An 11,552-nucleotide genomic window follows, 5' to 3' on the forward strand; every position below is an offset into this window, starting at 1 on the left:
TTGTTCTTTGAGCGCCACGGTGGTGGTGAACGGGCGGTCCTCGTTCACTTGGAAGGTCAGAACCCTGAGGCGCGCGAAGACCCGCAGGAGTTTCGGGAACTGGCGTTGTCGGCTGGGGCCGATATAGTCGCGTTCGCCAATGTGGCGCGACATCAGCCCACCGCCAAATACCTGATTGGCAGCGGCAAGGTCGAAGAGTTGCGCGACCTGGTCAAAGCCGAACAGGTAGACTTGGTGATTTTCAATCACACCCTCACTCCCAGTCAGGAACGTAACCTCGAACGCGCTTTCGAGTGTCGCGTGCTTGATCGCACCAGTCTGATTCTCGACATTTTTGCCCAGCGGGCGCGTACCCATGAAGGTAAGCTTCAGGTCGAATTGGCCCAGCTTGAGCACATGAGCACGCGGCTGGTTCGTGGCTGGACGCACCTTGAGCGGCAAAAAGGTGGTATCGGTTTGCGTGGTCCGGGTGAAACCCAGCTGGAAACCGACCGTCGTCTGTTGCGGGTGCGCCTGCGTCAGATCAAAGGGCGTCTGGAGAAAGTACGCAGCCAGCGCGAGCAGGCTCGCCGGGGACGCAAGCGGGCGGATATCCCTTCAGTCTCGCTGGTTGGCTATACCAACGCCGGCAAATCGACCCTGTTCAACTCCCTGACCCAATCCGAGGTCTATGCGGCCGACCAGTTGTTCGCCACACTCGACCCCACGTTGCGTCGGCTTGAGCTCGATGACGTAGGCCCGATCGTGTTGGCTGATACGGTGGGCTTTATCAGGCACCTGCCGCATAAGCTGGTCGAGGCTTTTCGGGCTACGCTCGAAGAGTCGAGCAACTCTGATCTGCTGCTGCACGTGATTGACGCCCATGAACCTGATCGCATGGAACAGATCGAGCAGGTAATGGCGGTTCTTGGGGAGATTGGTGCAGAAGGCTTGCCGATCCTCGAGGTCTATAACAAACTCGACCTGCTTGAGGGCGTCGAGCCGCAGATTCAGCGTGATGCCGATGGCAAGCCGCAGCGAGTCTGGGTTTCGGCGCGTGATGGACGCGGCCTGGAACTGGTGGGGCAGGCAGTCGCCGAGTTGCTGGGGGATGACCTGTTTATCGGAACCTTGCGCCTGGAGCAGCGTTTTGCGCGATTGCGCGCGAAGTTCTTTGAGTTGGGTGCAGTGCAGGGCGAAGAGCATGACGATGAAGGCAGCAGTCTTCTGGCCGTACGGGTGTCTCGGGTCGAGTTCAATCGCCTGATCAGTCGTGAAGGCCTGGAGCCGGCGGACTTTATTGAGCAACACACTTTGCAATAAAAGCCCGGCGACGCGGCCGGGCAGCCGTGACAGGCATTCTGTAGCATTGGACGGCGCGCCGTGGGTGCGTCTTTGCTTTATCAGATGGAGAGCGCTATGGCTTGGAATGAGCCGGGTGGCAACTCGAACAATCAGGATCCTTGGGGCGGGCGCCGCGGTGGCGGCGGCGACAAAAAAGGACCGCCAGATCTCGACGAGGCCTTCCGCAAACTGCAGGACAGCCTGAATGGCATGTTCGGCAGTGGCAAGAAACGCGGTGGAGACAGCGGCATCGGCAAGGGCGGTGGCTTCGGCCTGCTCGGCATCGGGCTGGCTGTGCTGGCGGCTATCTGGCTGTACAGCGCCGTGTATGTGGTCGACGAACAGGAGCAAGCAGTTGTACTGCGCTTCGGCAAATACTACGAAACCGTAGGGCCGGGCCTGAACATCTACTTCCCGCCGATCGATCGCAAGTACATGGAAAACGTCACGCGAGAGCGTGCCTATACCAAGCAGGGGCAGATGCTCACTGAAGACGAAAACATCGTCGAAGTACCGCTGACCGTGCAGTACAAAATCACCAACCTGCAGGATTTCGTGCTGAACGTCGATCAGCCTGAAGTTAGCCTGCAGCACGCAACCGACAGTGCGCTGCGCCATGTGGTGGGCTCCACCGCAATGGACCAGGTGCTGACCGAAGGTCGTGAGCAAATGGCTGTAGACATCAAGGAGCGTCTGCAACGCTTCCTGGATATCTACCGCACCGGTATCACTGTCACCCAGGTGAACGTGCAGAGCGCGGCAGCCCCGCGTGAAGTGCAGGAAGCCTTCGACGACGTGATCCGTGCCCGTGAAGATGAGCAGCGTGCCCGCAACCAGGCTGAATCCTATGCCAACGGCGTTGTGCCGGAAGCGCGTGGTCAGGCCCAGCGGATCATCGAGGACGCCAACGGTTATCGTGATGAAGTCGTTTCGCGTGCCAAAGGTGAGGCCGATCGCTTTACCAAGCTGGTTGCCGAATACCGCAAGGCTCCTGAGGTAACCCGTCAGCGCCTGTACCTGGACACCATGCAGGAAGTCTACAGCAACACCAGCAAGGTCCTGGTTTCCGGCAAGGATGGCCAGAGCAATCTGCTCTACCTGCCGTTGGACAAGATGGTTGAAGGCAGCCGTACCAGCAGTGCTCCAGTCAGCGTCCCGGCTTCGGCAAACGACGCGGCCAATCGCGCGGCGGCGGAGCTGCAACAGCAGCAAACACAGTTGCGTTCTAGGGAGAGTCGCTGATGAGCAATAAATCGCTGATCGCCCTGATCGTTGGCGTGGTGCTGGCAATCGTGGCCTGGAACAGTTTCTACATCGTGTCCCAGACCGAGCGTGCGGTGCTGCTGCAATTTGGTCGAGTGGTTCAGGCAGATGTTCAGCCTGGCCTGCATGTGAAGGTGCCTTACGTCAACCAGGTGCGCAAGTTCGACGCCCGCCTGATGACGCTGGATGCCCCAACCCAGCGCTTCCTGACCCTGGAAAAGAAAGCGGTGATGGTTGATGCTTACGCCAAATGGCGGGTCAAGGATGCCGAGCGTTTCTACACGGCAACTTCGGGCCTCAAGCAGATCGCCGATGAGCGTCTGTCGCGCCGTCTGGAAAGCGGCCTGCGTGACCAGTTTGGTAAGCGCACCCTGCACGAAGTGGTTTCCGGTGAGCGTGACGCATTGATGGCTGACATCACTGCATCGCTGAACCGCATGGCCAGCAAGGAGCTGGGCATTGAAGTGGTCGACGTTCGCGTCAAGGCCATCGACCTGCCTAAAGAAGTGAACCGCAGTGTGTTCGAACGTATGAGCACCGAGCGTGAGCGTGAAGCCCGCGAGCACCGCGCCAAGGGTAACGAGTTGGCCGAAGGTATTCGTGCCGACGCTGACCGTCAGCGCCGTGTACTGCTGGCTGAAGCCTATCGGGAATCGGAAGAAGCCCGTGGTGATGGTGATGCCCAGGCGGCGGCGATCTACGCCAAGGCTTATGGTCAGGACCAGGACTTCTACGCTTTCTACCGTAGTCTCAAGGCCTACCGCGAAAGCTTTGCCAACAAAAGCGATGTACTGGTGCTCGATCCGAGCAACGAGTTCTTCCGCTTCATGGACAAAGCCAAGCCGTAAGTTTTCACCCCGCCGGGCGGCTAAAACGCCTGGCGGGGTGTTCCTGTGAGAAAACGGGTGTATGATGCGGCAGCCGGGAAATTCCCGGCTTTTTTGCGTCTGCAAGATCGAACGGCCGCAAGGCATCTCCGGTCTACAGCGCAACCCAAGGTATTTGAGGGTGTCGACACGGCGGTTGCGCTGGAATCAGTGCTGCGCGTCATTGTTTGGCGACACCTGCTTCACTCAAGGCTAGCCCGCGGGCAGGCCGCCCGGACCAAAGGGGAAATGGCGTAATGGCAACGGTAGACCGCTGGCTGCTGCCAGATGGCATCGAAGAAGTACTGCCACCTGAGGCGACGCGTATTGAAATCGCGCGTCGCCAGGTGTTGGATCTGTTCCAGAGCTGGGGTTACGAGTTCGTCGTGACCCCGCATATCGAGTACCTGGAATCGCTGCTCACCGGTGCCGGCCAGGACCTGGATCTGCGGACATTCAAGGTTATCGACCCACAATCGGGTCGGCAGATGGGCTTTCGCGCCGACATCACCCCACAGGTGGCGCGTATCGATGCGCACACCCTGCGTCGTGAAGGGCCGAGCCGTCTGTGCTATGCCGGCAGCGTGCTGCATGCCCAACCAAGGGCGCTGTCCAACTCGCGTAGCCCGATCCAGCTCGGTGCCGAGCTGTATGGTGATGCAAGCCCGGTCAGCGACGTTGAAGTCATCAGCCTGATGTTGGCCATGCTGCAACTGGCCGACGTTGCTGATGTGCACATGGACCTCGGTCACGTGGGTATCTATCGCGGCTTGGCGCGCGCCGCCGGTTTGTCCGGTGCGGTAGAGCAGCAGTTGTTCGATGCCCTGCAGCGCAAGGCTGTCGATGAAGTTGTCGCGCTTACCGCCAACCTGCCTGCGGACCTCGCCAACATGCTGCGTTCGCTCACCGAGTTGTGTGGTGGTCGCGAAGTGCTTACCGAGGCGCGTGTACGCCTTGGGCGCGCACCTGCAGCGGTTCTGGCTGCCCTCGATGACTTGTTGGCCATCGCCGAGCGCCTGGCTGCGCGTTATCCAGATTTGCCGCTGTATTTCGACCTGGGTGAGTTGCGTGGCTACCACTACCACACAGGTGTGGTGTTTGCCGCTTTTGTCCCGGGTGTCGGTCAGTCGATCGCCCAGGGCGGTCGTTACGACGACATCGGAGCAGACTTTGGCCGGGCTCGCCCTGCCACCGGTTTCTCCACGGATTTGAAGACCCTGGTCACACTGGGGCGGGCCGAGGTTGTGTTGCCTTCTGGCGGGATCTGGATGCCCGACAGCAGCGATGCAGCACTCTGGCAGTTGGTCTGCCAATTGCGCAGTGAAGGTCAGCGGGTGGTTCAGGCCTTGCCTGGGCAGCCTTTGACTGCCGCCGTCGAGGCGGATTGCGATCGGCAATTGATTCAGCAAAACGGGCTTTGGCAGGTACTGCCGTTAGCCATTTGAGATTCCCCGCCGGCACGAGCCGGCGCCAAGTTTGCGCGAATGAGGACAAGTGTTATGGGTAAGAATGTCGTAGTCCTGGGCACCCAGTGGGGTGATGAGGGCAAAGGCAAGATCGTTGATCTGCTGACCGAACATGCTGCCGCCGTAGTGCGCTACCAAGGTGGCCACAACGCTGGCCACACGCTGGTGATCGACGGTGAAAAAACCGTCCTGCACCTGATTCCGTCCGGCGTGCTGCGCGAAGGCGTGCAATGCCTGATCGGCAACGGCGTGGTGGTTGCACCAGACGCATTGCTGCGTGAGATCAACAAGCTGGAAGAGAAAGGCGTACCGGTGCGCGAGCGCCTGCGTATCAGCCCATCCTGCCCGCTGATCCTGTCTTACCACGTAGCGCTGGACCAGGCGCGTGAAAAAGCCCGTGGCGAGCAGAAGATCGGTACTACCGGTCGTGGTATCGGCCCAGCCTACGAAGACAAGGTTGCGCGTCGCGGCCTGCGTATCGGTGATCTGTTCCATCGTGAGCGTTTCGCTGCCAAGCTCGGCGAGCTGCTGGACTATCACAACTTTGTGCTGGTCAACTACTACAAAGAGCCAGCCATCGACTTCCAGAAGACGCTGGACGAGTGCATGGAATACGCCGAGCTGCTCAAGCCGTTGATGCTCGACGTTACTGCTGAGTTGCACAACCTGCGCCGTGCCGAAAAGGACATCATGTTCGAAGGTGCCCAGGGTTCGCTGCTCGACATCGACCACGGTACCTATCCGTTCGTCACCAGCTCCAACACCACTGCCGGCGGTATCGCTACCGGTTCTGGTGTTGGCCCTATGTACATCGACTACATTCTCGGTATCACCAAGGCCTACACCACCCGTGTTGGCTCGGGCCCGTTCCCGACCGAGCTGTTCGATGACGTCGGTGCCTTCCTGGCCAAGCGTGGTCACGAGTTCGGTGCGACCACTGGTCGTGCCCGTCGTTGCGGCTGGTTCGATGCCGTCATCCTGCGTCGCGCCATCGACGTCAACAGCATCTCGGGCCTGTGCCTGACCAAGCTGGACGTACTCGATGGCCTCGAAACCATCCGTATCTGCGTTGGCTACAAGAACGAGAACGGTGCCGTTATCGATGCGCCAACCGACGCTGACAGCTACATCGGCCTGGAGCCTGTGTACGAAGAAATGCCGGGCTGGAGCGAGTCGACCCTGGGTGCCAAAACCCTGGAAGAGCTGCCGGCTAACGCCCGTGCCTACATCAAGCGCGTGGAAGAGTTGGTCGGTGCGCCGATCGATATCATCTCCACTGGCCCGGATCGCAACGAGACCATCGTGCTGCGTCATCCGTTTGCCTGATAAACGTCTGGTGTAAAAACAAAGGCCCCTTTTTAGGGGCCTTTGTCGTTTCTGTCCGCTGTTCGGCACAACCTTTGCTGTAAGAATCGCTTCAGGGTTGCCATCATTTTAATGGCCCCAGTAGTAGAGGGTTCTTACGTGTCTGCCGTTCTCTCACTGTTACGAAGTCGCCTGTTGCGGCCTGTCTTTGTTGCCCTCGGTATCGCTCTTTTGGTGCAAGTGCTGGTTGCGGTCGCGCTGACCCGGAGCACGGTCACTGCGCTGGAGGCGGATCTGGGCAAACGATTGGGCGTTGATAGCCAAAAGTTGTCTGCCGAGCTTGAGCAGGCAGGGCAGGAGGTCAGTTCCGGGCTCGATAGCCTCTCCGCGAGCACGCGTCAGCGCCTGACTGCAGGTTTGTCGACCCGCTTGCAGGGAGAGCAGGCGCAGTTGCGGGCGACCTTGGAGAAAAACCTCAAGGACTCGGCCAATGACATGGCCGAGCTACTGGCCTCGGTAGCGCCAAGGGCCATGTGGGATAACGATGTGCCCACCTTGTCCGAATTTTCCCGGCGCGCCCAGCGCAACCCCAATGTGTTGTTCGTGGTTTATGACGATGTTCAGGGGCAGCACCTGACGCGCTATTTGAACCGGCAGAATCCTATCAATCAGGCGTTGCTGGAAAAGGGCCAGGGTGAACGAGCGCTGGACAAGGTCCTGGATGCTGCGCGCAATGATCCGTCGGTGTATTTCGTCCAAGCTTCGATCAATCCCAATGGCGTAGAGATCGGCAAGGTATTGATGGGGGTTTCCACGGCTGCAGTGGATGCCGAGCTGGTTGCCCTCGACAAGCGCTTCTCGGCGCTGATTGCCAGTGGTGACCAGTTGGTGGGCGATAGCCTGGTAGGTGCTGCCGCGGACAGTAACAAAGCCCTGCGTGCACGCCTGGAAGCGGCGCAGGCAAGCGCCGCAGCCATGCAGGCCAATACTTCGCAAAGTGTCCAGGATGCCGCCGCAACCTTGCGCTGGAACATCGGTCTGGGCCTGGCCCTGGTTGGCCTTGGTGTGCTGCTGGTGGTGGCTGTGGTGCTGGGGCGGCGGGTGGTCAACAAGCTGCGCCTGCTGATCGCTGCCTTGAACGACTTGGCCGCCGGGGAGGGCGACCTGACCAAGCGCGTGAGCATCGACAGTCGCGACGAGATTGGCGATATGGCTGCTGCGGTCAACCAGTTCGTCGACAAGTTGCAGCCAATCGTGCGGGAAGCCGGTGAGGTGGCACAGCGCACGGGCGTTGAGATAGGTGTCATGGCCCAGCGCAATGCCGGTGCCGACGCTGCTGCCGAGTTGCAGCGTGATGCGGTGGCGGCTAGCTTGCGTGATCTGTCGACCATGGCTGATGAAGCTCAGGCGGAAAGCCATGCCATGCAGTCTGCCTTGCAACAGGTGGTTGATATTCGCCAGGCTACGGACGAAAACAGTCGTACCTCTACGCAGGTAGCCACGCTGATCGAAGCGTTGGCGGGGCAGGTGCAAACCGGGTCAAAAGTCATTGAGCGACTGGCTCAACAAAGTGAGCAGATTGAAGTGGTGCTCACAGTTATTCACGGAATTGCCGAGCAGACCAACCTGTTGGCGCTCAACGCTGCAATCGAGGCAGCGCGGGCGGGAGAAACGGGTCGTGGTTTTGCTGTGGTCGCCGATGAGGTCAGGGCGCTGGCGAGCAAGACGCAGAGCTCGACAGGTGACATCCAGGCTCACATCGGTGCACTGCAGCAAGGTGCCAAGGAAGCTGTTGCGGCGATCAGCCAGGCGGGGCGCCAGGCCAGTGAGGGATTGTTGGTGTTGCGTGACAGCGCGCGCCTGCAGCAATCGGTGCAGGCCTCGGTTGAGCAGGTTCATGCAGCAATTGGCCTGGCCACCCGAGCGGCCGAACAGCAGGCACACGGTGCCCAGGCGGTACGTGGGCGGGTGCAGACCATTCATGCCCAGGCCGAGCGGGCTGCCGAGGTGGTGATGCAAACCACTGCCAGTAGCAAGGTGCTCGATGACCTGGCGGCTCAGCTCAAAGCCAGCCTGGGTCAGTTCCGCGCCTGAAGCGATCGCGGAGCTTGCTCCGCGAAGCTTCCAATGACCTCAAGCACGGTTCAGATACATCCGCGTCGTCAGTAGATACACCGGCAAGCCCGACACCAGAATCAACAGCGCTGCATAAGGTGCCGCCGCCGCGAATTCGACGTTGGCGGTGTGCGCCCACACTTCGGTTGCCAGGGTGGTCATGCCCGTGGGGCTAAGCAGCAACGTTGCGGTCAATTCCTTCATGGCATCGAGAAACACCAGGGCAAACGCTGCGGCGAGCGCCGGGAAGATGATTGGCAAGGTTACCCGACAGAAGGCCGTGAACTGTGTCGCGCCCAGGGTGCGCGCCGCTTCTTCCAGTTGTGGGGCTGCCTTGTTCAACGCCGTGCGCACCGGCGCTTGGGCCAGCGGCAGGAACAGCAGAGCGTAGGCCAGCAGCAACAGTCCGGTGGTCTGGTACAGCACCGGCACGTAGTGCAAGGCGAAATACACCAGAGTCAGGGCAATCACCAGGCCGGGCAGGGCGTGCAGCAAGTACGGCAGGCGTTCGGCCCAGATTGCCAGGCGACCCTTGTATCGCACCACCAGAAAGCTTACTGGCAATGCCAGTAGCAGGCTCAGCCCGGCGCCTCCCAGTGACAGTGACAGCGATGAAGCCAGCGCGCGGCTGATATCGGCAACCGGGAAGGCCGCGGATGAGCCGACGCTCAGCCAATAGCCAAGCATGGCCAGCGGAATGCCGCTGCCGAGCAACGCCAGAATCAGACAGTACAGCTGACCTGCCGGCATCCAGGCGCGAAGGCGAACAGGCACGCCGCGACGGGCTACACCTTGACCGATGCGCACATGGCGAGCCTTGCCACGCACGCGCAGTTCGAACCACAGCAGCAACAGGCACATGAACAACAACACTGCCGAGAGCATCGCTGCATTGGCGTTGCTGAATTCCAGTTCGAATTGCTGGTAGATCGCCGTGGTGAACGTCTGCAGGCCGAGGATCGACAGGGCGCCGAACTCCACCAGCATGTGCAGGGCGATCAGCAGGCTGCCACCCAGAATCGAGGGCCACAACAGCGGCAGGGTGATTTTGAAGAACACACCCCAGCGGTTTTGTCCCAGGGTTCGTGCCGACTCCTCCAGCGAAGTATCGAGATTGCGCAGCGTCGCAGCAACGGGCAGGAATACCAGCGGATATTTGGATAGGCTCATTACCAGGATTGCCCCGCCCAGGCCTTCGAAGCGCGGGCTCAAGGACACCCAGGTAAAGCCGCTGACGAAAGCGGGTACGGCGAACGGCAGGCACAAGATCACGCCCCACAGACGTCTGCCTGGCAGGTCGCTACGTTCCAGCAGCCAGGCAAGGGACACACCGATTACCATGCAGGCGAGGGTGACGCCGGCCATTAACACCAGCGTATTGCGCATCAGGCCCCAGACAAAAGGGCGCCAAAGCAGGTGCAAGGCTTCTCGCCAGCCTGCTTCCCAGGCCTTCAGGCCAACGTATAGCAAGGGCAGCAGGCTCAGGCCGACCAACAACAGGACCGGCACCACGACCCAGATCGAAGGTCGCTTGCGTCGAGGGATGTAACGGCTTGCCGGTGCTGGCATGGGTACGGCTGCGGTCATCAGAGCAGGCCAACTTCGCGTTCAAGTTCCAGGGCTTCCTCTGCATTACCCAGGTCGGCCGGAGTAATTTTCGGCGGGCGCAGGTCCTCGAACGGCTTGAGGCCCTGGTCCGAGACCATACCTTTGTGCAGGGGGTATTCGGCGGTGGTTTGGGTGATTACTCGCTGGCCTTCTTCGCTGGCCATCCAGGCCAATAGCGCCTGGGCTTCCTTCGGGTGTTTGCTAGCCTTGACGGCAGCAGCGCCGGAAATGGTCATCAAGCCACCGACATCGCCATCGGCCAGGTAGTACAGTTTCGAATCGAGCTGGCCGCGTTCCTTTTTCAGGGCGTACCAGTAGTAGTTGTTCACCAGTACGGCGGCGACTTCGCCATTTTCCACGGCTTTGAGGGCAACCATGTTGTTGGTGTAGGTCTTGCCGAAAGCCTTCAGGCCAGTCAGCCATTCTTCGGCTGCATCGCGACCGTGCAGCTTGAGGATGGCAACGGCTTGTTCCTGGAAGGCGCCACTGGTCGGAACGAAGCCAATCTTGCCGTCCCATTCAGGGTTGGCGAAATCCATTACCGAAGGCGGCAATTCCTTTTCGTCGATTACCTTTGGATTGAATGCCACTACCCGGGTGCGTGCAGTCACGCCCATCCAGGTGCCATTGGTGGCGACGAAATCCTTGGGAAGCATCTGCAGGGTCGAGTCGTCGATCTTGGCCAGCAGGCCCAGCTCGCCCAGGTTGTTCAGGGGCGGCGATTCTTCGGTGTAGATAACATCGGCGGGCGAGCGATCACCCTCTTCGATAATCTGGCTGGCCAGCTGGTTACTGCTGCCTTTGCGGATGTTGATGTGGACACCGGTCTTGGCCTCGTAGGCCTTGGCGATGGCGTCACCAATTTCCTTGTGTTGACCGTTGTACAGAGTCAGCGACACTGGGTCGGCAGCCATGGCCACGGGGGCGCCTAGCACCAGGGCAAAAACAGAAACGGCCAGGCCGCGCAATAGGGGGGAATTGCGGAACGTCATGCGGGTACTTCCTCGCTTGCGGCTACATATCTGGAAACAATGATAATCGATATCGCTTCTCAAATGGCCCTATGGGGGGAATTTCATGAGCAGGCTATCGGTCGTTTCAAGGTGCAAGGGAGGAATTGCTGGGGGCAGAAACGAAAAAACCCGCTTTCGCGGGTTTGATCTGAATTGGTGCCCAGAAGAAGACTCGAACTTCCACGACCGTAAGGTCACCAGCACCTGAAGCTGGCGTGTCTACCAATTTCACCATCTGGGCAAAATGAAGCGGTGTAGCTTGTAACAAAAACAGTGTAGCTTGTTGCAGTAAATCTCAGAAGCACTATGCAGTTCTAAGATTTGAAATTGGTGCCCAGAAGAAGACTCGAACTTCCACGACCGTAAGGTCACCAGCACCTGAAGCTGGCGTGTCTACCAATTTCACCATCTGGGCATTTCGCTGAGGTCACATGATGCTTCACATCAGCTAACATCTCAACTATAACGACGGTGGCCGTCGCTGTGGTGCGCACTATACGGATGCCCCTGGGGGCTGTAAAGCCCCGGTCGGAAAAAATCTTAAAAAATTCAAGTTGTTGTTCCTTATGATGGTTTTGGCAGCCTTCAGGGGC

The 11,552-nt window shown here is 59.7% G+C and carries 8 protein-coding genes and 2 tRNA genes; 6 read left to right on the forward strand and 4 right to left on the reverse strand.

Features of this window, described 5'->3' with window-relative positions; translation table 11 throughout:
• The 6 genes from hflX to H8F21_RS25560 all read left to right on the forward strand — a co-directional run bounded on the left by hflX (position 1) and on the right by H8F21_RS25560 (position 8,317).
• Positions 1-1,302 (forward strand): ribosome rescue GTPase HflX, encoded by a 1,302-nt coding sequence (gene hflX / locus H8F21_RS25535; RefSeq protein ID WP_203478768.1) that lies wholly within the window; start codon positions 1-3, stop codon positions 1,300-1,302.
• A 96-nt stretch (positions 1,303-1,398) separates the two neighbouring features.
• The gene (gene hflK / locus H8F21_RS25540; RefSeq protein WP_203478775.1) at positions 1,399-2,565 is read left to right on the forward strand and encodes an FtsH protease activity modulator HflK; all 1,167 of its coding nucleotides are present in this window, start codon (positions 1,399-1,401) and stop codon (positions 2,563-2,565) included.
• On the forward strand, positions 2,565-3,434 hold the full coding sequence (gene hflC / locus H8F21_RS25545; protein WP_136478406.1) for a protease modulator HflC: 870 nt from the start codon (positions 2,565-2,567) through the stop codon (positions 3,432-3,434). Before hflK ends, hflC begins: the two co-directional genes overlap by 1 nt.
• A gap of 275 nt (positions 3,435-3,709) precedes the next feature.
• Positions 3,710-4,897 (forward strand): ATP phosphoribosyltransferase regulatory subunit, encoded by a 1,188-nt coding sequence (locus tag H8F21_RS25550; protein WP_136478405.1) that lies wholly within the window; start codon positions 3,710-3,712, stop codon positions 4,895-4,897.
• Positions 4,898-4,951: 54 nt separating this feature from the next.
• Positions 4,952-6,244: an adenylosuccinate synthase gene (locus tag H8F21_RS25555; protein WP_136478404.1), complete on the forward strand. Its 1,293-nt coding sequence runs from the start codon at positions 4,952-4,954 to the stop codon at positions 6,242-6,244.
• 138 nt (positions 6,245-6,382) lie between these two features.
• The gene (locus tag H8F21_RS25560) at positions 6,383-8,317 is read left to right on the forward strand and encodes a methyl-accepting chemotaxis protein (protein WP_203585611.1); all 1,935 of its coding nucleotides are present in this window, start codon (positions 6,383-6,385) and stop codon (positions 8,315-8,317) included.
• A 39-nt stretch (positions 8,318-8,356) separates the two neighbouring features.
• Here H8F21_RS25560 and H8F21_RS25565 read toward each other — a convergent pair whose 3' ends face one another.
• The 4 genes from H8F21_RS25565 to H8F21_RS25580 all read right to left on the reverse strand — a co-directional run bounded on the left by H8F21_RS25565 (position 8,357) and on the right by H8F21_RS25580 (position 11,374).
• Positions 8,357-9,925 (reverse strand): ABC transporter permease, encoded by a 1,569-nt coding sequence (locus H8F21_RS25565; RefSeq protein WP_203585612.1) that lies wholly within the window; start codon positions 9,923-9,925, stop codon positions 8,357-8,359.
• Positions 9,925-10,938, reverse strand: a complete 1,014-nt coding sequence (locus H8F21_RS25570; protein ID WP_203478782.1) for an extracellular solute-binding protein — start codon at positions 10,936-10,938, stop codon at positions 9,925-9,927. Before H8F21_RS25570 ends, H8F21_RS25565 begins: the two co-directional genes overlap by 1 nt.
• Before the next feature lie 175 nt (positions 10,939-11,113).
• A tRNA-Leu gene (locus tag H8F21_RS25575) sits at positions 11,114-11,200 on the reverse strand.
• Positions 11,201-11,287: 87 nt separating this feature from the next.
• Positions 11,288-11,374 (reverse strand) — tRNA-Leu (locus H8F21_RS25580).
• Between the last annotated feature and the right edge of the window lie 178 nt (positions 11,375-11,552).

Origin of the sequence: Pseudomonas arcuscaelestis (genome assembly GCF_016881005.1) — a bacterium.
GTDB classification, from domain to species: domain Bacteria; phylum Pseudomonadota; class Gammaproteobacteria; order Pseudomonadales; family Pseudomonadaceae; genus Aquipseudomonas; species Aquipseudomonas arcuscaelestis.